The 22,332-nt window shown below is 49.0% G+C and carries 12 protein-coding genes and 2 pseudogenes; 11 read left to right on the forward strand and 3 right to left on the reverse strand.

Features of this window, described 5'->3' with window-relative positions:
- Window positions 1–231 precede the first annotated feature (231 nt).
- From ACR0KC_RS12310 to ACR0KC_RS12355, 10 genes and pseudogenes are all read left to right on the forward strand, one after another.
- A complete protein-coding gene (locus tag ACR0KC_RS12310; RefSeq protein ID WP_480771920.1) occupies window positions 232–1,404 on the forward strand; it encodes a tyrosine-type recombinase/integrase in 1,173 nt (390 codons plus the stop codon).
- A 1,009-nt stretch (window positions 1,405–2,413) separates the two neighbouring features.
- Window positions 2,414–4,510, forward strand: a complete 2,097-nt coding sequence (locus ACR0KC_RS12315; RefSeq protein ID WP_480791111.1) for a RecQ family ATP-dependent DNA helicase — start codon at window positions 2,414–2,416, stop codon at window positions 4,508–4,510.
- Window positions 4,510–5,814 carry a DNA-processing protein DprA gene (locus tag ACR0KC_RS12320; RefSeq protein WP_480791112.1) on the forward strand — a complete coding sequence of 435 codons (1,305 nt, stop codon included), beginning with the start codon at window positions 4,510–4,512 and terminating at the stop codon, window positions 5,812–5,814. The genes ACR0KC_RS12315 and ACR0KC_RS12320 overlap by 1 nt, the downstream gene beginning before the upstream one ends.
- Before the next feature lie 163 nt (window positions 5,815–5,977).
- Window positions 5,978–6,661: pseudogene (locus ACR0KC_RS12325) on the forward strand (transposase); the annotation flags it as partial.
- Window positions 6,662–6,884: 223 nt separating this feature from the next.
- Window positions 6,885–9,998: a hypothetical protein gene (locus ACR0KC_RS12330; RefSeq protein ID WP_480791113.1), complete on the forward strand. Its 3,114-nt coding sequence runs from the start codon at window positions 6,885–6,887 to the stop codon at window positions 9,996–9,998.
- 980 nt (window positions 9,999–10,978) lie between these two features.
- Window positions 10,979–11,467 (forward strand): hypothetical protein, encoded by a 489-nt coding sequence (locus ACR0KC_RS12335; RefSeq protein WP_480791115.1) that lies wholly within the window; start codon window positions 10,979–10,981, stop codon window positions 11,465–11,467.
- 117 nt (window positions 11,468–11,584) lie between these two features.
- Window positions 11,585–12,343 carry a hypothetical protein gene (locus ACR0KC_RS12340; RefSeq protein WP_480791116.1) on the forward strand — a complete coding sequence of 253 codons (759 nt, stop codon included), beginning with the start codon at window positions 11,585–11,587 and terminating at the stop codon, window positions 12,341–12,343.
- Between the two features lie 28 nt (window positions 12,344–12,371).
- The gene (locus ACR0KC_RS12345) at window positions 12,372–13,040 is read left to right on the forward strand and encodes an N-acetylmuramoyl-L-alanine amidase (protein ID WP_480791117.1); all 669 of its coding nucleotides are present in this window, start codon (window positions 12,372–12,374) and stop codon (window positions 13,038–13,040) included.
- Window positions 13,028–13,357, forward strand: coding sequence for a hypothetical protein (locus ACR0KC_RS12350; protein ID WP_480791118.1), 330 nt, complete (start codon window positions 13,028–13,030; stop codon window positions 13,355–13,357). Before ACR0KC_RS12345 ends, ACR0KC_RS12350 begins: the two co-directional genes overlap by 13 nt.
- A gap of 133 nt (window positions 13,358–13,490) precedes the next feature.
- Window positions 13,491–13,727: pseudogene (locus tag ACR0KC_RS12355) on the forward strand (integrase core domain-containing protein); the annotation flags it as partial.
- Between the two features lie 48 nt (window positions 13,728–13,775).
- Here ACR0KC_RS12355 and ACR0KC_RS12360 read toward each other — a convergent pair.
- From ACR0KC_RS12360 to ACR0KC_RS12370, 3 genes are all read right to left on the reverse strand, one after another.
- On the reverse strand, window positions 13,776–14,717 hold the full coding sequence (locus ACR0KC_RS12360) for an AAA family ATPase (RefSeq protein WP_480791119.1): 942 nt from the start codon (window positions 14,715–14,717) through the stop codon (window positions 13,776–13,778).
- Window positions 14,714–16,918 carry a hypothetical protein gene (locus ACR0KC_RS12365; protein ID WP_480791120.1) on the reverse strand — a complete coding sequence of 735 codons (2,205 nt, stop codon included), beginning with the start codon at window positions 16,916–16,918 and terminating at the stop codon, window positions 14,714–14,716. Before ACR0KC_RS12365 ends, ACR0KC_RS12360 begins: the two co-directional genes overlap by 4 nt.
- Before the next feature lie 98 nt (window positions 16,919–17,016).
- Window positions 17,017–17,763, reverse strand: coding sequence for a TnsA endonuclease N-terminal domain-containing protein (locus ACR0KC_RS12370; protein WP_170495012.1), 747 nt, complete (start codon window positions 17,761–17,763; stop codon window positions 17,017–17,019).
- A 1,472-nt stretch (window positions 17,764–19,235) separates the two neighbouring features.
- Here ACR0KC_RS12370 and ACR0KC_RS12375 point away from each other — a divergent pair.
- Window positions 19,236–22,145, forward strand: a complete 2,910-nt coding sequence (locus tag ACR0KC_RS12375) for a UvrD-helicase domain-containing protein (protein ID WP_480791121.1) — start codon at window positions 19,236–19,238, stop codon at window positions 22,143–22,145.
- Window positions 22,146–22,332: the final 187 nt, after the last annotated feature.

The raw sequence follows: 22,332 nt of genomic DNA on the forward strand, positions 1-22,332 counted from the left end.
GCGTACTTCTAGTGCAAACTTTCTATTGCCGAATACATCCGTGAACGCTCGAAACTATGCTTGAAGCGGTCGACTGAGTTTGGATGTCACATAGAGTAACTCAAGTGTGCATGACAACTGAGCGCTCCAGCGCCTCTATTTGAAAATTTTATCATATTTAACAGATATTTAATAGACTTCTAACTTCTCAATTTCTCCTCATGGTACAGGCCTGGAAAATGGGAGAATAACATGCCTGCAATGTACAAAAGAAAACTGGGAGAAAGAACCGTATACAGGGTCGTTGGAAAATATGCGGCAGGAAAGAGGAAGGAGAAGACCTTTCGGTCGCGGAGTGAAGCCAAAAAGTGTTTAGCATCACTAATTAGAGCTGAAGAGCGTGGAGAGTACTGGGTTGAACAAAAGAGTTTTGGCCAACTCGCAGATGAGTATATGAAGGCGTCTGCGTTTGGTCGTGACGGGAAGCGACCTTTAGAGATTTCGACTCTTCACGCATACCAACATAATCTAAGAACATTCATTCTTCCCGAATTAGGTGAGATACCGATCGGAGAACTAAATCGAGACAGGCTGATCGATCTGATTTTAGTTCTAAAAAGGGAATGTAAGTCGACAAAAACAGCCGAACATGTGTTGAACCTTGTGAAAGCGATTCTGAATTGGGGTGTAGACCGTGACTTGATTGATAAACACTTCGCCCGCCATCTAAGTATACAAGCTGACACTAGAGCGCCGCAGAAATTGACCTCGACTTTCTCGGACGATGAAATGCGTCGGATTTTCCTTAGCCTTCGAAAATTGTGCACGTATGGGCGCTCATATGACGTTGCTAGATGGAGGGACTATGCACCTTTGGTGCTTTTGCTCGCTACCACTGGAGTCAGAATCTCGGAGGCGCTTGGGTTGCAATGGGCGGACTTTAGCGAAGGCTTCTCTCGGATTTCGATATCCCGACGTGTAGACATATTGAGAAGGGGTATGACACAAGAAGGTAGGGTGGGCGATCTCAAAACCGTCAACGCATATCGAACACTTTCAATCGTGCCAGACCTACAGGTACTTTTTAAGTCGAAACTTCTATCCAGTCGAAGTCCTTGGGTCTTTGCTTCAAAGACCGGATTCCCCAAACACTACCATTCGGTTCGAAAGCACTGTTGGGTACCCTTGCTGCAGCATGCAGGTGTAGATCATCGAGGTTTCCACGCTCTAAGGCACTTTGTTGCATCGTCTATAATGCTGGAAGGAAGGTATCTGGAAGCTTTCAAAATGCTCGGTCATCACAATGCGAGCTTTACCATGTCCCAGTACGGTCATGTAATTGATGATGGTTCTGATCGGTTCAGCGAAATATCCAGCGGGTTGTTGAACAAGTATAAATCCAAGTCCTTCGAGTTGATTATTTGAACGAGGCTTTGACGATAAGAAGGATAGCGGAACCGTGATCCGCTATCCGTTCTAACCGTTGAACGTCGGGCTACATAAGCGAAATTTTGGACTTCTGACGCTCAAACAAGGAGAATCTGCCACAAAAAACGTGGTAAATAGCAACCAGAGCCCAGTGTGCGGTTATGCCCGAGCATGGTGTAATCTATTGATATTGTGGAATGCAAATTGAGCATAAGCGTGCACGAATCAGTGTTTTCTTGCATAGGTTGTGCAAAAATATCTTTTTAAAACAACGTCTTAATGAGTAGCAAGTTTGATGAAACACCATAACTGTGCAACGCATGAAGCATAAGCGTGCAAGCCCAAAATCAGGAAGCATAAGCGTGCAAATGCAGAACAAGGACCAAGACCACTAGAAGTGCCGGCCCATGCCGAAAATATTGAAATAACACTAGACCATCGCAGATTTGACGGGCTTCGGCGAGCATCGCACCTCGAAGACTTTTTCGAGAGCTACCCACTACACCGAAATCGGATGTTGAGATGGCTCGGGTCAACTTCCGATTTCTCGGGCAAAGCTTCAATTCCCTGCCACGCAGCATCCTGACTGTACTACGTCAGCGATGCGCAGAAAGTGAGCTTTGCAAAGTCGGAGCGGCCAGCGAGGCCCAAGGGCTTGACCGGCCCTTAGCTGACTTTCAGCGCTTCCTCAACCTGCGCTCAGTGACATTGCAGAAGCTGCCATTCACTAAGGATGCAAATTCCAAGGAGCAATGCTGGTCAGTGAAATAGAACAGTAACTCCGGGGCGGAAGAACGACCGTTCTTAGGAAATCCTTGTGTGATGCAAATCCGACGACCTGAATGAAGAAATTCGCATCCTCCAAACTAGGACCTTCCACTCAAGCGTGTACAGAGGCTAAGAAGTAACCGATGTAGCTTTCCCCAAAAGCACCAATAAAGAGCACGTGTGAACTCGGACATTTACTGTCTCAAGTTCACAGAGGCTATTGAATAACGAGAATGATATGAACCGCCAAGAAGCCGAGCAACTTTTGAAAGCCTCACTTGCGTCCCCGGAGGCATCGTTCCGTGCGGGGCAATGGGAAGCTATAGATGCTTTAGTTAACGAAAGAAAAAAGCTGCTGGTGGTGCAGAGAACAGGTTGGGGAAAAAGCTCGGTCTACTTCATAGCAACCAAGATTTTTCGGGACCAAGGCTTAGGCCCCACCATAATTGTTTCCCCCCTTTTGGCGCTGATGAGGAACCAAATTGAGTCAGCAAACCGTCTTGGTATTAACGCCGTGACCATGAATTCCACCAACAATGAAGACTGGCAAGAAGTAACCCAGAGAATGCTGGCAGATGAAGTTGATTGCTTGCTGATTTCACCAGAACGCCTTGCAAACGATGATTTCATCCAAACTGTTTTAGCTCCTGTTGCCAGCAGGATCGCCTTAATGGTTATAGATGAAGCTCATTGCATTTCAGACTGGGGGCATGACTTCAGACCCGACTATCGTCGAATTGTCAACATTTTACGCCAAATTCCCCCAAACACTCCGGTTCTGGGTACGACCGCGACCGCGAACAACAGAGTGGTAGAAGACATCCGGAACCAATTGGGAGACGTTCGGATTCAACGTGGTCCTTTGAACAGGAACAGTCTTTCCTTGCAATGCAAAACCCTGCCGGATCAAGCGTCTCGTTTGGCGTGGCTTGCGAAGGTCATACCAACAATTGAAGGCACTGGGGTCGTTTACACGTTGACGACCCGTGACGCCGAACAAGTAGCTCGTTGGTTGTCGCTCAACGGAATAAGCGCACGGGCCTATTATGGCTCGGTCGTCGCGGACGGGTTTGCTGATAGCAATGAATACCGTATCCACCTTGAAGAGCTTTTGTTATCTAATCAACTAAAGGTACTTGTTGCTACCAGTGCTCTAGGTATGGGCTATGACAAGCCAGACCTACGGTTCGTGATTCACTATCAGGCCCCAGGGTCCGTTGTGTCGTACTACCAACAAGTCGGAAGGGCTGGCCGAAGCATCGATGCGGCTGTGGGTGTGCTTCTCTCTGGATCAGAAGACCATCGGATTCATGATTTCTTTCGCCGCTCAGCCTTCCCCCCGGAAGACCAAGTTCGTGAAATCTTAGACTTGCTTGAAGATAGTGACGGTTTGACGCTTCGTGCCATCGAAGAACAATCGAACCTTCGTAGCGGCACGATTTCTAAGGTTCTAAAGCTTCTGAGTGCCGAAAACCCGGCACCTGTGATCAAAGATGGTAGCCGATGGTACAGAACACCGGTGGCGTTTGCAATGGATCAGGACCGCATCGAACACCTCACTTCACAACGCGAAAAAGAATGGCAAGAAGTTCAAGAGTATATTCAGACTGATGACTGTAAGATGGCATTCTTAAGGAATGCACTGGATGACGAAGGCATCACGCCTTGTGGGAAATGCCAGTCATGCCTAGGAAGCCCTATCCATGATTCCACCTTGTCAAACGAAGATCAGCATAGAGCATCGCTGTTCCTAAAACACTCCGAGGGAAATATAAAGCCAAAGGTCCAAGTGGCAGCCAATGCATTTGTGGAGTATGGATTTAGAGGTAACCTCCCTCCCTCGCTTCAAGCTCAAGAGGGTCGGTACTTGTCTCGATGGAATGATGCGGGTTGGGGTAACGCAGTCGCAGACGGGAAACATGCGGGATTTTTTGGGGATGATCTAGTTGAAGCGATGGTTGAAATGATATTGCAGAGATGGAAGCCACACCCTGATCCAACGTGGGTTACCTGCGTACCCTCTCTTAACAACCCCAACTTGGTTGCTGGGTTCGCAGAAAGGGTTGCGGATAGGCTAGGACTACCATTCATAAATGCGGTTCAAAAGGTAGCCGATAATCAACCTCAAAAGTACCAGCAAAATCGGTTCCACCAATGCCGAAACCTAGATGGTGTCTTTGACATTTCCTCTGGCATTCCAACCGATCCTGTCTACCTGATCGATGATGTAGTAGACTCCGGATGGACGTTCACCGTAATTACCGCTTTGCTCCGAAGAGCAGGAAGCGGTTTGGTATATCCGGCCGCTCTGGCTTCCTCCGCGGTAGGTGAATGATGCAGTTGTCACCTTCAGCGCAGGCCACTCTTCTGATGACATGCCATCTCGGCAAAGTTACCCGTGATGGACCCAAACCTTTAGCCATTAGCGAATGGGGAACATTTGCATCGTGGCTAAAGGAAAGAGGCCTGACACCAGGGGATTTGTTGAAGCCAACAGTTGAGGAAATGCTGTCAGGTTGGGTAAACAAAAGAATTGATCAGGGTAGAATTATTGCCCTACTTTCGCGCGGCCATGCTCTTGCGCTGGCTGTGGAGAAATGGCACCGAGCAGGGCTCTGGATTATGACAAGGGCCGATGCTGACTATCCCGCCAAATTAAAATCTAGGTTAAAGACGCTTTCTCCACCGGTCCTCTTTGGATGTGGAGATCGCGGTCTCCTAGACTTCGGTGACCTGGCTGTTATCGGCTCTCGCAATGCAAATGACGATGATCTGTTGTTCACCAAACGGTTGGGTGAAAAAGCGGCAACCGAAAACCTGACAATCGTGTCCGGAGCGGCAAGAGGTGTCGACGAAACGGCCATGTTGGGCGCTTTGGGTGCTGGAGGGAAGGCAATAGGAGTGGTCGCCGATAGTTTGCTTAGGTCAGCGACCAACAGGAAATGGCGGGCCGCTCTGATGGAGCATCGCATGATATTGATTTCACCTTTTGCCCCTGAGGCGGGTTTCAACGTCGGCAATGCAATGTCACGAAACAAGTATATCTATTGCCTCTCTAAAAGCTCCTTGGTGATACACTCTGGCTCCACAGGAGGCACGATCAATGGGGCCGAAGAAAATCTCCAAAAAAGATGGGTTCCTCTCTGGGTTAAGCCTACAAAGGACCAAAATGCGGCAAATGGAAAGCTGGTATCGACCGGAGGGCGTTGGTGCGAGGAAAATATAGAAGCCCTAGACATAAAATCACTTCTTGTCCCTTTCGATAATATTTCCAAGCCGAAAGCAAGCAGACAAGCCGACATGTTTGCCACGGAAACCCAGACTGGAGACTTGTTTCAGGGTATTGCAAAGACCGCCACAGGACAGAGTACGATTGAGGCAACTACTCCACAGAAAACAAAGGATAAAAATGCTGATCTTGTTGCGGAAAATAGAGAAGCTGAAGGATCGCGATCCTTTAGTTTTTATCAGGCATTCCTGTTAGAAGTAGACCTATATCCATCAGAAACTTTCACCGCTGACGAGCTCGTCGATGCGTTCGGCTTACAGAAGTCACAAGTAAATTTGTGGTTAAAGCGGGCGACTGAAGATGGTGCTCTGAAGAAGCTAACAAAACCGGTACGATACCAAAAAATCTGAATTGGCAGTTCTGCTCAAAAAGCAGCGTTGGAATCGAGCAAAATTCAAAAACACATCGGCTCCATTTTTGACATTCGGTTGCTGACACTTAATTTGAACACTCAGAATTTCATAAACTGAAGCTAGATCGGAATTGGCATTGAAGATGGTCAACTTCTGTCCGTTGTCAGAGGCTTCAGTCTATCGCATCCTCAAGTCCTACGATCTGATCACCAGCCCAGCCTATATGGTTTTGTCAGCCGCAGACGAGCTCCAGGACAAGACAACACGGCCGAACCAGCTCTGGCAAACCGACTTCACGTATTTGAAGGTGATCGGCTGGGGCTGGTTCTATATCAGTACGATCTTGGACGATTACAGCCGATACATCATCGCCTGGAAGCTTTGTACGATGATGAAACCCGAGGATGTGACCAACACACTGGACCTCGCATTGCAGGCCTCAGGCTGTGATCAGGCAACGGTGCTGCACAAACCACGCCTGCTCAGCGACAACGGATCCGGTTACATCTCTGGCGAGTTGGCGGAATGGCTGGAAGATCAGCAGATGAGCCATATCCGAGGCGCACCGTACCACCCGCAGACTCAAGGCAAGATTGAGCGGTGGCACCAGACTCTCAAGAACCGCATCCTGCTGGAAAACTACTATCTGCCCGGTGACCTCCAGCAGCAGATCGATGCTTTCGTCGATCACTACAATCACCGGCGTTACCACGAAAGCCTACAAAACCTCACGCCCGCTGATGTCTACTTCAAACGCGGGCAGACCATTCTAAAACAGCGAGAAAGGATCAAACAAAAGACAATCGAAACCAGGCGCTTGCTTCACCGCAAATCCGCCGCATAATCAAAACAAACAGATGCGCCAGATCCTCTCTTAGCTCAAGTAGCCATCTGTCCCAAAACCCCTGACGTCAGACATGTGAAATAGCGAGCAAACTTGTCTTAGCCCTCATCAAACAGGGTATGGTCTAGGGTGGAACATTGATTTTGGAAATATTGAGAAAGCGAGCATTTTCTGCTATTAACCATCACATTGCTATTCATATTAGATTTGCAAAATTGTTGTTATGCACACCAGCAAGAGAAGAACTTCACGACACCTTGTGATTACTGTTCACGGTATACGCACATTTGGTGGTTGGCAGGAACAACTTGAAAACCTGCTCTCAAAGGAGCCCGACGCAGACTGCATCGAAGTCATAAACTACAAGTATGGGTACTTTTCAGTCCTAGCATTTATCATACCTTTTTTTCGTTGGTTGGTCGTCAGAAAGTTCCGAAGAGAGATGTTAGCCTGGTGCAAGAAAGAACACTGGGAGAGAATTGACGTCATCGGACACAGCTTTGGCACACACGTTCTTGCTTGGGCGCTGCACGGAATCCCACGCGAAGAAAGACCAAAAATTCATACAATCATTCTTTCCGGTTCTGTACTAAGAGGTTCCTTCCCTTGGCGTGATTTGGTGGGTGGAAGTGTTGATAGAGTAGTTAACGATTGCGGGTCTAAAGACCTCGTGTTGGTGATAAATCAGCTTCTCGTGCTCTTTACCGGAATGGCTGGGCGAGTCGGATTCAGTGGTGCGACTCATCAGAAATTTCGCAATCGTTTTTTCGAATTTGGACATAGTGGATATTTCTACGGGCCAGAAGGCGTGTTCGATGATTCATGGATGCGCCAGTTTTGGCTTCCATTGCTTCAAGGCAATTCAGTAATTGAACCACATGACGAAAGAAGTCCGCCCAGTGTCGTGGACGGAATATTTCATACCATCGCAAACAATGCAGAACCAATCAAACTGACGGTCTACGTTGCGCCAGTGGTCCTCGCATCAGTTTGGGTTTGGAACCTTTATCAAGATGAGGCCAATGCCAGAAAACAAGCACAGATAAGCGCGAATAATGCTAGCCAGGCATTGCTGGATCAAAAGGCTGCATCGGCTGCACAATTTTTGGCTGAAGGCAAGACTACAGAGGCGATGATAGTAGCATTGGATGCAATTCCTAGATTACTTGACGCCGATGCAATTACTGAGAATCCGAGTGTAAGAACCGTTCTGGCAAGATCAATCTTTGATCACAGCGAACGTGCCAGAATACTTGGCAAATGGAAAAATATCGCCATGGATGCTTCATGTTCATTTGCCTATTTGATCGACAGGGAAAACTCCGTTCATACTTACGATGTTGAAAGAAAAAAACTTGTGGGCAAGCACAAGTTTTTGCCCGTTGAACTACCGCCGCTTCCGAATACACCGAATGAGCAAACTAGGGTAACTGCCTTCGAAACATCCAGCGACGGAAAGTATTTGATAGTTCGTCTCCAGGCCGACCCAGAACAGACAAACTATGGCGTTGACGAAGCAGATGCCCGAAATCGGCAAGTTGAAGTCTACGTACTCGATACCCACGATCAGAGTTTATTCTCCACAACAATTTTCCCGAGAGAAGGCACACTGTCAAATATTGAATTCACCATTGATCCAGATTCCGAATCCATAGTTTTTTGGGGCGATTGGGGACTTAGTATTCTTGATCTAGATGCTTCGAACGAGACTCCGATTGGTGAACGGAAGCTCGAGCATCGATTGACGACGGAACTAGGGGGTATTCCAAGAAGCGTAATTATGGAAGCCGGGGGTGATCGTGTGTTTGTTTCGCTCTCCAGTCATCCTAGTTTTAATCCGAAAACAGCGATTTTGTTTCCCAGTTTAAGTGAGAACCCAATAAACTTGGGGAACTTCCCCGATTTTTGGAACGAGGTAAAACCGAATGGTGACTTTTCTTCGGTTGCTGTAGCTTCAGAAAGAAATCTGTCGGAGCACGCGAACCTACTAAGTGGGTTTTTTCGGAATAACAGCCAATTTGATGCTTGGGAAAACACCACGATCCAAGTCATGTCTTGGGGTCGCTTTCTTCTCGAAACATCAGGCGCTAAAGACTCCGCTGATCGCCTATCTGGTTTGCTGGGGGAAGTGACAAGCTTCTCTCTTGGACCCAACGAACACTACGAATTCTCGGAAGACGGGTTTTCTACTCAGTTACCGAACGAGAACGAAAATGGATTATATTGGGTAGATCACAAGTACTTTGACATAGGCTTTGATGGTAAGCTGTTAAAAACACTTCGTGTCTATGGCGCTGACCTCGAAAAGAGGCATGGTCGTTGTATCTCAGTTGTTAATGTGGACGAAGATTCGAGTCTTCCTGACGTAGGTTTCATTTCAATCTATGAAGTTAGCCGAATGCGTGATGCGATTTTGGCTGAATCGGCGAGCGGCGCAGACATTTCATGGCGGGATGAAAACACGCTGGTTTGGGCAGACACTAACGACGTCACAGTCTTAGATATAGCAACCGGATCAACTTGGACGCAAAGCCTGAATCCGCCGGCTTCTAGACCCTATTCGGGGGGGGTGAGCGTGAACGTTTCACCAGACGCCCGATTTGTTCAGTATTTCGCAAAAGAAACCGAAAAACCATACATATTGGAGATTGGAAACCGTGAAATTAATCCGGTTCTTACCTTGCAAGAAGAACAGGACCTCAGAGTTTTGTCCGGAGAGATCGCAGCCAATTTAGAGCGTGACGGGTATTGGATTTCCATGGTGCAACCATACAAACTACCGAGCGGAGAACCCATGAACCCGGTGACAGTTGTTGATGAAAAACTGACATACTTTATTTTAACAGACTCAGGACCGGCAGTTTTTATCAACTACGAAAGTGGCAAGGTGATCTCCGGAATGAACACGAAAGGAGAGTATTTTCGACTAGCTGAAGGTTTGAAAATAGGCCAAGAGGGAGGTTGGATTATACCAGAGTTATTTTTGGGTAAATGGCAAACTCAGAACTTCTATTCAATTAATTCGTTGGAAAGTGGAGACTCCATCTGGTCTACACCAACAAGCGCGGCAAGTGAAATTTCAATAAGTCCAGAGGGTAATCGGGTAGCGTATTTCGAAGACAATACGTTGTGGATTGAGAGTTTACCCTTCCAGCTAGGACCTCTTGTAGAAATAGCGTGTAACTTATTACCGTTTGACCCTAACGGCGCGGACTATCAACAGTTTGGCTTGACGTTAAGTGGACCAATCTGTACTGGCGATTATCGTGCAAGTTCAAGAACATTGGAAATTGATAGGTTTTGGGCTGAGCTGCAATCTCACAATCAGCTACAATGATCGCTTACTTCATTATTTTTTCGGTGCTCGCCAGTCATAGTCTCCGGCGATACAGCTCTGATGAGATATCTCAACTTGGCATAAACTCGGTTAAGGGTTGGGTGCTTGAAACTGAGCTCATATTTTTGAGATTGATTGCGCAATTAAGAGGCCGTTTTGGGTTGCTAGTTGTCAATCGCTCCAATTCAAAAATTGCGACGTTGACTCTTGCTAGAACTGCTTTGGGGCGAGCTTGTTCCACTCATCAGCGCTCATGCTTTTTCGCGTTAGCTCATCCTCCGAGGCAAACTGAGCTGCTTTGCGGAGGAGAAAGACCACCGTGATGGCGTCTACCTCGCAGCGTTTCTCGAATGCTTCGGTAGTTTCATTGGGCCTTTCTTCTGACATTCCCATTCCCTTCCATATCTGACGCTTTCGGGCAATTGGCTAATTTTGCATAATACTTCGTCGCCCTCGGAAGCCAATTCTCGGGCGTGCGACCGTTTCTTCCGCAGAGGCTCTAATTCCACAAACAACCTCGTCCTTCAGCGCGAGTAGTTTGAAATGGTGTAGAAGGATGGGAGACCGGCTCCGACTCCTCATTTTTCGTATTGTTGGGTGTCATCTGGCGACCCATCCTGCTCATCGTTACACGTTGTTTCATTTTCCCGAATTGCCAACTCGGCGATTTTCCGAACCAGATACCAAACGCTGCTACGATTGGACGGTGATGGGCCATTCATGGTCTCGTCAAGGTGCTTTGTTAATAAGCCCCGACCGCCAGGTCCGGGTTTTGTTAGTTGCCCTGAATGCGAGGCCAGCACCGTCAAAAACGGCGACACGTTCTCAATTACAGCGTCCCTTGAGATGTGGGGAAGAGCGTCGGGCCAAATTGCCGTTCGCATAGCCAACAGCATTGGTGAAGTAGAGAAATTCAATGTTGCAATCCAAACCGATACGGGCGGACGGTTTGATGGCGGCACATTGGCGATGAGCTAATCATGGACGATGCACTCTTAGAAAAAGAACTCGATGAGTATTACAAGATCGCCGCCGATAACTCCAAGCTAGGCGGGCAGCGTAAGCTCTTTGCCTACGGAGCGAAAATACTCACTGGCCTTCTAGGGCTGGTTATTGCAGCAGGCTTTTTTCCGGGTCTTGATCAGTATCTCGGCTTTGCCATTCTCGTGATCGTCTTCTTTGACGGTGTGTTCTCAAATCACTTGTTGCTCATAGCCGAAAGTGAGGCTGGCCATGCCTACGCGGCACTTAGCCGTCGCGTGAAGGCAAAGTACAATCGCGAGTCTGGCACGCTTAGACAACGCGCTCGTGATGGCGATGAAGCAGCAAAGAAAGAGCTACACGAACTTATGCTTTGGTGTCACACCGAGTTATCTGAAGGACATGACGCGATACAAACCAGTTTGGCCGAGGCAGATTTGAAAGCCCTTAAGGCGCTGTCAGTCGAAGATACAAAAGCTAAGCCCTAAAATTGATAAATTGAAATTCTCTTTGCTCGCTCACTGATACCACCGCGCGGGTCTCATAAAGCTTCACAGCGTACGGTTGATACGCTACTCTGTTTTCATTTTATGAGGGAATTTACTATGAAACGACTTTTGTTTGTCCTTGCTTTTGCACTCGTCGGCTGCACGGATACGCCACCGACCACACGCGCCATTCTCGATCTTGACTATGCAAGCACGAGCTTAGGATTCCGTAATTCAGGAGCACTGTCGGCAGGCCGGTTGTTGCTTTGGGATCAGCAAGATCAAACGCTTGTGACACTCCAATCCGATATTGCGCTTAGTACGCTTCCACCGACCACTCCTGTCAAACTTGAAGCGTCTTCAGTCCAGGGCGTGACCGTATCGGCATCAGTAAATCTGACCGACGAAGCTCAGGCAGCCATTGCATCCGAAGTAAGAAGCAACGTTGCCTTCGAGGTTGAGGATGCAGTGCGCTTGAACAGTACCCGCGTTTATGACGGACTATCCAGCGCATATCGCGATCTAGCGGCAAGCGGTGTGAACGCCTTTGCTGCGTGGCGCGTTGCTGACGCCACGGGAAATCCCGACAGATACAAATATGTTCTGCTTGTCGATGAAATTAGAGCAAGTTCAGAAAATCTCACCTATCAAAACTCCAGCACCAACAGTGCGTCTTTCACCATCGTTGATAGCGTGAGCGGTGAGATACGTGTTGAAATTCCTTCTAACAGTACCGCCAAATGCAGTGGTGAGAACGTGACCTGCTATTTCAATGCATCAGTCATTCGAGCATTCATAAACGACAGGGGAAATCTCGATTATAGCCCCGCCGCATTTAGCAGCGCTGCACTCGTGGACGCGTTGCGCAAGCAGTGAAAGTTAACGATATCCAAGGGAGGACATTATGGCCGATCCAAAAACCTATCAGTTTGATCTTCCGGCAGCAGAACGCCCGGGCCACATTATTTTGAATGAGGAATGGTATCCGGGAATTCAACCCCACGCCATCAATGCGTCATCAGGACGAATTTACGATCCGCTGTTGGGCATAAGGGCTGTCGTGATCCATGCAACCGCAGGCTCATCGTCTTCCGGTGCGGCAAGTGTGATCGAGGCAGGCAACGCAAGTTTTCACTGGCTTGTACCCGATGAAGACGAAGATCAGCATGGCGAATTTGTTTGGGCAACCTGCCACGAAACCAGAGCGGCATGGCATGTCCGAAACGCTGTCTCTCACCCAGATGTTTGGGATGGTAAGAACAAGGTCAATCATTATTCATTAGGCATCGAAGTCGTGAACGCACAAACGCCCGCCGATACATTCTCGGACTGGCAAGTTGAGGCAACAGCGCGCATCGTGCGGTATTGCTGGGCCAAGTATCCGAACCTCGTGCATGTCGTCTCACATGCTAAGCTTGATCCAACCAGACGGTCAGACCCAGGCACAGGTTTCCCCTGGGACGAATTCAAGGACCTTGTTCTGAGCGGAACGGATGACGAACTCCCTGCGTTGGTCGCAGCAGCACCAGCGCCAAATCCTGCGGCTGCACATGGCGATGGATGTTGCATGTAATTCTGCGCTACGGATCAGTTGCACTCATAGCTGCAACACTGACGGCTCTCTACTTCGGGATAACCAAGCGGGGAGCCGAACAGGCGTGTTTTGAAAATCTGACGTTGGTTGATGGTATTCTTCACGCAGGCGCATCGGAGTTGATCTTCTCGGGCGAGTCTGGATTGATAAAGCTCGCAATTGAGAACGATGCCCCAAACCAACTGATGGACTTCTTCGCCACGCCAGAGGACGGCCCTGCCGAAGCCAAGTCCGACATGGTTGGCAAGAAGTTTTCTGTCTGCAAGACAAACGGTTCGTTTGAAGTGTCGCAGTAACTTCAAGATGTAAGCTGCGATGTTCTCATAAAGGTCTCAAAGTGTATGACAAAGGTAACCGTTTGATCTGCCCGCTCTGGCGGGGTCTAAGCGCTATCTGTTACGCTGCGGTAGCAGCGTAACGCCATGGGAGGAGTTCTACGACATTGCCTTCCGAAAGAAGATCTACCGGTCAGTGGAGGAGTTGCAGACCGATCTCGATGCCTGGCTGGCCAAATACAACGAACAGCGACCGCATTCAGGAAGATACTGCTACGGTAAAACGCCTATGCAGACCTTCCGCGAAACGATACACATCGCTGTGGACAAGACCGTCAGGGCTTCCGATCAATCGGACGACCAACAACCCATCCTCAGCGCTGTTCGCTGAGATGTCCGTCAGATCAAGTCTGAAGTTTTACATTTCATCAGATACTGACTAATCGCTCAACTTGAGCATTCTCTTTGTATCGAATGCCTCTACATAGTTTTTCTCAGTGAATGGAGAATACTGCTTTGTTGTGCCCGTGCGTAGTGCAAACTGTTCAGCAAAGTCTTCCAGTTGAAGTTCGACCTTGCCTTCCATTTTTGCCTTGGTGAGGGTATCAATCATCAACTCGATAACGAGGCCCCAGCGATGGGCGCACGCGAAGTCGAGCCGACGTAGAAAGCCCTCCGTTGCCAATTCTTCAATATCGATTTCCGCTTCGTCCGCGTATGCGTAAAGGAGTTCAGCGAGTTGTTCTGCGTCATTCTTTAGACTAATTTCATCGAAGTGAACGGGATCCACAAGCGCATCAAGTTGCTCGTACGAACGCACATAATCGGACAAAACAGGCACCCCTGAAAGGATCAACATCAAAGGCCAACGTGGCTCTTTCATCATTGACTTGAAACTGTCCAAAAAAATTCTGTTCGACTTCGCATCCTTTGCAAAAACGTGTTGGCATTCATCATAGTGAATGCCAACGACACCTTGGCCCTGAGCTTGATCCAGCACACGTTGCCAAATGTACTCTTGGGTACGGGTTCTTCGTGGCTCATATCCAAGGGCCGAAAGAGTCCTGACGCCAAGATCTTTGAAGCTCACTCGGCCTGAGAGAACGCAACTGACGACTTTTGCCGGTCTGCCGTCAGGCATTTGCGTCTCGCTTGCATTGAAATCGTTGATGAGCTTCTTCAGTTCTCGGGATTTCCCAACTCGAGAGTTTCCTGTTACTACGATGCCGCGGGCCTCGACACCTTCGATCAATTGGCTACGGAATTGGTCTTCGAGGCATCTGCTGAATGCGGCCTTCAATGGCTTTGCACGAGAGAAAGTAAAATGAGCTCTCCTTAGTTGGTTTCCGATTTTGAAGCTCTCTGGATTGATAAAACTCATGTGAATTTTCCCCTGTTCTTGGGCCGGCCAATTGGGCGGTTCTCGTCGTTTCTAGGTGCACGTTTTTCCTGTTCGATTGCTGCGCCATCGTGCGGAGCCCCCGAAGTCTCGCGAATAACCGGTCTCGGTGGTGTAGAAGCTGATCCAGGGTTTTCACCGGCCACTTTCGCCCTCAGGCCGCTACCCAAGGAAAACTCCTCCGGATTGTCGGTTCCTGCACTGATTTCGCCGGATTGGAGTGTTGGAGCCTTCCTTGGTGAGGGAACTACGCGAGCACCGCTAAACACCCGTTCGGCCATCGCTTTCAACTCTTCGATTGTCGAGTAACTCCTGGAAAGACCATGCTCGACACCGATCTTATTGAGCTCGGCATAGCGCTTTTTTCTCGTCGAAATAATGCGATCCTCATGAATCTCAGAAACGTCCGGATTCTCCCTGCGGTAGGCTTGAAGCAACTCGAGCGCTTCAGGCAGCGTCAGATCTGCGAACGCTGTAATTTGGAGACGAAGCCGAAACAGTTGCTCTTCATTGGGGATAACGGCAGTGGCATGCGTAAGGTTATCCGGGTCAATGAACACCGCGACCTTTGTTTTGGGATGGCGCTCAACAGCGCGCTGAAACTCATCCGAGTTGTACCAGATGCCGGAAAATGCCCTTACCCCCTCATCGGTGGGCGTGAGCGACTGCTCCAATCCCAGATGAATACGACGCCTGTCTTCATCGATTGGACGAAACAAACCGCGAGTTTCGTTGAGTTCCTTGAGGACTTCAGCAGGCCTGCGACCACCCATGCCAATCCCCATGTGGCGCCGCGAAGGGTACTCATCGATAAAATAGCGGGTCAAGATGCCGTGCAACTCTTCGGTGACCAACACCCCATTTGCGTTTGCATCGTATGAAGGCAGCTCGCCTGGTCTTCTGCCGGTATAGCCGTGGATCAGTTTAATGACTTGGGACTCAAGCGTGCCGAAGCTTCGCTCCACATTGGTCCTGTCCGTCGAGGCATAGGTTCTACCTACGACGTATCTAGATCCCAATCCCAAGGCCGCGCCAATCACGACCTTATTTCGCAGACCGGAACCATTGTCCGACATGATGCTCCCAATGCCCATGGCCGGAGCAGGGTCTCCTTGGCAACCGTACTTGATCTTTTCGCGGGTTTTGTCACGTGTTGCCATTCTCAGAAGAGCAAGTGTGGCCTCCGCTTTTGGTTTGTCGCTCAACACCCAAGCCAGCGGCATACTCGAAGCAACGTCGATCATGAGCAACAGGTGCAAGCGTTGTTGAACGAACTCGTCAATTTTCTCCAGCGCCATCCTGTCTTCGTCAGACAAGCGCTCCCAGAAACCTCGTTCTTTTGCTGTAGTGATCAGCGAAAGCTTGCACTCATCAATGTACGCCATTTCGCCAACCAGAAGTGCGCGGATGTCCGTACTTCCACGGCCGCGTTTGTTGCGGGTGTAGTTTTCACCTTTCATCGCAACCATCACTTCAGTCGGCAAAAGGAGATAGTCTCGATGTGCTTTGAGGGTTTTTTGAGAAGGGAGAGGGAGTTCTTTGAGCTTATTGCTTCTGCGTAGCTTGTTTTCGTCATGAATAAGCGTGGCGAGATAGTCCCATACGTTGGCTACACTGAGGCCTTTTGAGTCGAGCCCAAAGGTGTCCCATGCTTGGGTCATGAGTTGTTTGACGGGTTCGTCAATTCTCGGACTGCGATTCCCTTTCTGGTGTTCGCGTGTTGCGAGGAGCGCGATGAGATCGTCCTCAGATCCTGCTGAGTCAAAAATCTTCAGATATTTCCGCAGTGTGCGACCGTCATAAAGAACCCAATCAGTGTTTTGGCCACCTCGAGACTTTGTGGTCCGAACAGTATTCTGGAAGTGCTTGCTGGCTACTTTGGCGATATACTTACGGTTCTCCGGCTCGTCCAAATCTCGAATTTTAAGCTGGTAATTGAAGTTTCCCGTATTTTTTCTGATCTCCCGACGCAGCTCGGCCGAGGCAACGCTAATTGCGTAGTGAAACTCACCGTTCTTTTTTGACCTTGCCGAAAACTGCTCCGCGACTTGGCGGCCACCCTGCCGAAGCGAGACAACGTTTGTTGCGAAACCGCCATCAGAGATTTCGATTTCCGATTTTTTCAAAAGCTCTGTGAAGGTTGAAAACGGGATAATACCAACTTCCCCGGTCTCACTGTCCATCAACTCGTATCCTTCTTGTGTCTTCCCAAGAAGTTCCGAGGTTCCGGTCCCGAGCGACACACGAGTACCGGGAGCGTAATTGTACCGAGCGTGGAGAGTCATGGCGCCACCTCCACCCGGGATGTTTCCAAGAAGACGTTGTTAAGATCGGCAAGCATCTGACGGCGGGCTACAAGGCGATAGCAGGCACGAAAGATCCGCTTTTGGGGCAAGTCCACATGAGGGAAAAGGTCTTTCATTTGCCAGAGTTCGCTCAAGCTGCGAGCTGTGGCGATCACAAGATCATCTGCCTCAGGGTCGGGATCCTGGAGGAATGCATGCATTCTGAAGAGGTTTTCTCGTTTTTGCCTTGGGAAATCCAACGCGTTGACGACTTTGAGATCGTTGGCCGTATTTCGAGGTGTCATCTCTTCAATAGCTCGGATTTCACGCTGTGTTTTTGGTTTTTCCAGACTTGCATCATTCCGGACGAACAAGAGGCGGCGATAGCCGTTGTTAAAGGTAATCAGGAGATCGTGTGTGTACTGCCTCCGTTTTCCATCGAGCTGATAATGGACCGTGAGCGGTTGAAAGCTCACGTCGTGCACGTTTGGTGTGATCAGGGCATCGAGGGCGACGGCCGCTTCGGCTGCGCTCTCACAAATTGCAACTTTTGGTTTCCAATCGTTTGCGGGCGTCTGGTAGGGGAACCAAACTTTGTGTGAGGTTGCACTGCGCGCGCCGGGGTTCCTTACGCCGTCAAAGGGCAAGACACCGTGAATATCCCCGAGTTTAATGTTTGGAGCTTTAGGTGTTTTGTGTGGCGAGTAGTTCCACGAATCGTGGTCGGTTACGTCGTGAGTCATGGGATCTTCAGTATCCTCATAGCGTCCGAGGGAACCAAAGAGACAATCCCTCTTCGGACTCGGAAATCAAATAAATGCCTGAAACAAACGGTTTTCCCGCTGGGATCAGGCGCCTATTCGTGTGAGGAACCGAGAGCTTAAGTATGCGGTCAGAGCGCAGGCCAAATCGAAGATAATGGCGCTACTGCTCTGGAACAGTTGTGAGTAGTTTTGGAAAGACATCTATTAGCCCACCATAAATCAAACGTTTCCATCGGATTTCTTGTCTGACAAAGCGGCTCTAAACGTTGAGCTCTTGCACAAGCATCCCAATGTACCGGAAGTTACGAGACCGGTATTTGAACGCGTTTGTTATGTTGGAACGTGTTTGTCATGGGGAGACATACAAAACCGAAGTCGATGCTGAAATCAACCCCATAGTTGAAGAAAGGTATTCAACCTTTAGTCGACATGGCACGCCTGTTGCGGATACGGCACAGCCTTCCAAGTTGGTTTTAAGACTAATAGTCATTTTGAATATTTGAAAATGTCAAAACTCGCTCACCGCCACCATCTCTTGTGGAAGCAGGAGCCCAATGCGTCTCCCTGTAAATGCATCCGTGCAGCATCCATGTTTTCGCGAATCACCGACCTGAATTGGTGGCGTTAACGGTTAGATTTGATGCCGAAGCACCATCCGATTGCGTCAGCTCCAACTGAGGTTTTTTGTGCGAGGAAGGATTAAATTCTTGGATTTATCCTTGGCAGGCAAGCCCATCTATTCTTGCGACCTGACCGTTGTTGAATTAGGCGAAGCCTAACTCAACAAAACACCAGGCCTTTTTTGTTTTTGGTGCTTTCAAAAATCTATTCTTAACAGCGGTTTGTTGAAAAATCTCGCCCAATTTGATAAGCTCAATTGAAGAAGCTCGGTTTGCTTGAACTGGGCAAACCGTTGGATCGTCTGGCGCGAGGAGGGCTTGACTATGAATCGAAGTAGAGGCGCTTTCTCGGGTGCCAAATGTAAGCGGCCTGCTTTCTTGCAGGAGCTCTCAAAATGGGCTGGTAAGACTTGCTTTCCGCGGGGTGTCAAACCAACGTCATCCGGTTGCGTGACAGGCGGATTTCGAGTTCAGTTTTTTACAAAAACCCGTGATGACCTTCCGTGCGAGAATTGGACTATTCAGTACGTTTTCTTGAGGAAGACACTTCAATACATATTTAATAAAATGAAATCTAATGATGAACCTTGGCCTAGATCGACCTGGCAAATTGCCTTTCTAGGGCGAGGAAACGACTCACGTTAAAGTTGACAAGAATTTACCCTGCTTGATCGACTTGGGTGAAGGTTCTCTAGTTCACCTTGGCTCAGGTTTAGAACTAAATACATCTTCACTGTAAATCTGTCTTCGTATCTGCCAATATTTGGCTGAACAATTCCACATTTTAAGGCTAGCGTGTTTCTAAGCGTTAGTTGAAGAAAAACTGATATTTTGGACCGCGTTAAATCCAAGCCATTGTTTGGCTTAATTCTGAACCCGCTTGGGGCACATGCAAGTCAACTGTCATTCCACGATCAAGAATTGACAGTTGGTGCGAAGCGCATTCGACAACTCCATCTCTCAGATCTCGCTGACGCTCCTTCCGTTGAGAAGGGGCTGCTGGGATGTCAGCTTACAGTTCGAGCCTGTGATGGCAGCGAGTATTTTCTCAAAGGGGCCAAGCACCACGACGCCGTGGCATTTGCCGATGCCGTACGGGCACAATGGTTGAATTACAACATGGAGCGTTTCGAAGCCGAGGCGCAGACTATTTCTGATTTGTTGCAAACTATTGCTAAACTCTCGGAACCCACATTTTATCCATCTGCGTGCATTTTGTCACCAAAGCTCCAATTGGCGAAAAACCTTGATCAAAGGTTGTTGTCGAGATTGCCTGACGGCTCAATCGATGAGAGCTCGAGGACAGAAGTTGAGACCATTCAGGCCTTCATCCGTGACGCCAGACAGAGAAGAGTTGCGGCTATTTCTAATTTTGAGGAAAAGCAACTTGTTGAGTGGTCAGAGTTCTTTGATACCTTCGAGAGCAACCCTCTGACACCAGAACAACGTAAATCTATAATCGCTGATGAGGATGCTACGCTGGTGCTTGCGGGGGCAGGGTCGGGAAAGACGAGTGTCATCACGGCCAAGGCTGGTTACTTGCTGAAATCTGGAACTCGAAAACCTGAAGAAGTCCTTTTGCTCGCCTTCGCGAGAGACGCGGCGAAAGAAATGTCGGAACGCATCGAAGAAAAATGCGGAGAGCAATTGGAGGCCAGGACTTTTCACTCCTTGGCCTACGACATCATCGGCGCTGTGGAAGGCAGCAAGCCGGCTCTTGCGGCCCACGCGACTGACGACAAAGCGTACCTGGCTCTAATCAGAGACATCCTGCGCGCGCTTGTTCAAACGGCGACGGAGGTCTCTAAGGCCATTGTAGGCTGGTTTTCTTACACCCGTCTCGAAGATAAGAGTGAATGGGACTTTAAGAAGAAGCACGATTATTACACGTATATCGAGAAAGCTGATCTTCGAACTCTACAAGGCGAACAGGTTAAGAGCTTTGAAGAGTTGATGATCGCCAATTGGCTCTTTGAGAATGGTATCGAGTACGAATATGAGCCCAACTACGAGCACAAGGTGTCCGAAGGCGGGTTTCGGGATTATTGCCCTGACTTCAAGCTCACCAAGAGTGGAGTATACATCGAACACTTTGGTGTCCGCCGAAAGCAGGCTGCTGATGGCACTTATCAGTTCACAACTGCTCCGTTTGTCGACCAAGAAGAATACCTGGAAAGTATGGAGTGGAAACGGGGTGTCCACGAAGAGCACGAAACCACACTAATCGAAACATACTCTTATGAGCGCCAAGAGGGTCGCCTGCTAGAAGCTTTGGCTGAGAAAGTCGCCGAATATGAAGAGCTGGCGCCCAGGCCGCCAGAAATACTTTTTGACAGGGTTGTGGAGCTAAAGCAGGCCGACAGTTTCGTTCAGTTGGTTGGGACCTTTCTGCGCCACTATAAGGGTGGTGGATACCATGTTCGCGAGTGCTCTGAAAAAGCTGAAAGGCTGAAACTCGGAAAACGCTCGAAGGCATTTCTAACGATCTTTGAGCCGGTTTATCAGGAGTACCAAAGACAACTAGATGGGCGGATCGACTTCGAAGACATGATACTGCGTGCTTCCGAATACGCGGAGAGCGGAAAATATGTGAGCCCATTCAGACATATTCTCGTAGACGAGTTTCAGGATATCTCACGCAGCAGAGGAAGATTGGTCAAAGCTCTAAAGGCTCAGCATACAGACGCACGGATTTTCGCAGTTGGTGACGATTGGCAGTCTATCTACAGATTTGCAGGATCTGACATCAATCTCATGCGGCACTTCGGGGAAGAGTTTGGTGGTGTCTTTGATGGAGAAACAGGTGTGCACCGGACAGTTGACCTCGGGAGGACATTCAGGTCTGTCGATCAAATTGCGCACGCTGCAAAAAGGTTCGTCCTGAAAAACCCAGCTCAGTTAACAAAAACCGTAATCCCGGCTGGAGTTGCTGAAGCACCGGCCCTTAGGGTCGTATCGACTTTCCGCCATGATGCGGATCTCAAGCTGACCCAAGTCTTAGGCTCAATACCGCAAAACTTAGACAGCGAGAAAAAGACAACGGTACTGCTGTTGGGCCGTTATAGACACCTTGCTCCGACAGGATTAGCTGGCTTGCGACGCGATTTTCCCCGGCTGGATATCACGTTCAAAACAATTCACTCATCAAAGGGACTGGAGGCTGACCATGTCATTGTCCTCAATCTGTTCAGAGGGCGTACCGGGTTTCCGTCCGAGATTGTTGATGACCCTCTCCTAAACATGGTCTCACCGGATGCTGAGCCATTCGAAAACGCGGAAGAGCGACGCGTCATGTATGTCGCCTTGACCAGAGCAAGACAAACCGTGACATTGATGAGCTCCGCATCGATGCAATCCGCTTTTGTTACCGAGCTGCTTGAAGATCCTGAGTACGGCATATTTGGTGAGCGCGAGTTTCAGCAGGAAAACCACACTTGCGGCGAATGCGGTGGACATCTTCTGGCGTTCCCAACCAAAGACGGTCGTTTTTGGTACAGATGCGAACACGCTGAGCTGTGCGGCTTTACGATCTCTGCTTGCTCAAGTTGCGGCACCGGGCTTCCGACTAGAGTCGAAGGTTCCAAACTAATGAAATGTACCTGCGGTGCGGAGTATCCAAGTTGTCCGGCCTGCGAAAACGGATGGTTGGTTGAACGAAAAGGCAGGTATGGCAGTTTCTTGGGGTGCGTTAGCTTTCCCCGTTGCAAAGGAAAGGCGAAGTCAAAAGTGCTTCGGTCCTAAGGGCAGCTTGCGAAAGAAAACAGCCCCAACAACTTCAGCACAAGTGCTGTCACGCTTTCCTAATTGCGAGAAGCCGAATTGAACCCCACAACCTTAGCAAGAAGGTTCCCGCAACTACGCGGTGAATTTCGAAGTGCAGCACACTCCGTCTTGACATAGTGACACGAACTGGTTCAGCTTCAGGTCA

The sequence above is a fragment of the Ruegeria sp. CF3 genome, assembly GCF_056537365.1.

Bases quoted from the DNA above. Each gene is read 5' to 3' on its own strand.
- ACR0KC_RS12310 (WP_480771920.1), top strand. From the start codon at position 232: ATGCCTGCAATGTACAAAAGAAAACTGGGAGAAAGAACCGTATACAGG.
- ACR0KC_RS12315 (WP_480791111.1), top strand. From the start codon at position 2,414: ATGAACCGCCAAGAAGCCGAGCAACTTTTGAAAGCCTCACTTGCGTCC.
- ACR0KC_RS12320 (WP_480791112.1), top strand. From the start codon at position 4,510: ATGCAGTTGTCACCTTCAGCGCAGGCCACTCTTCTGATGACATGCCAT.
- ACR0KC_RS12330 (WP_480791113.1), top strand. From the start codon at position 6,885: ATGCACACCAGCAAGAGAAGAACTTCACGACACCTTGTGATTACTGTT.
- ACR0KC_RS12335 (WP_480791115.1), top strand. From the start codon at position 10,979: ATGGACGATGCACTCTTAGAAAAAGAACTCGATGAGTATTACAAGATC.
- ACR0KC_RS12340 (WP_480791116.1), top strand. From the start codon at position 11,585: ATGAAACGACTTTTGTTTGTCCTTGCTTTTGCACTCGTCGGCTGCACG.
- ACR0KC_RS12345 (WP_480791117.1), top strand. From the start codon at position 12,372: ATGGCCGATCCAAAAACCTATCAGTTTGATCTTCCGGCAGCAGAACGC.
- ACR0KC_RS12350 (WP_480791118.1), top strand. From the start codon at position 13,028: ATGTTGCATGTAATTCTGCGCTACGGATCAGTTGCACTCATAGCTGCA.
- ACR0KC_RS12360 (WP_480791119.1), bottom strand. From the start codon at position 14,717: ATGAGTTTTATCAATCCAGAGAGCTTCAAAATCGGAAACCAACTAAGG.
- ACR0KC_RS12365 (WP_480791120.1), bottom strand. From the start codon at position 16,918: ATGGACAGTGAGACCGGGGAAGTTGGTATTATCCCGTTTTCAACCTTC.
- ACR0KC_RS12370 (WP_170495012.1), bottom strand. From the start codon at position 17,763: ATGACTCACGACGTAACCGACCACGATTCGTGGAACTACTCGCCACAC.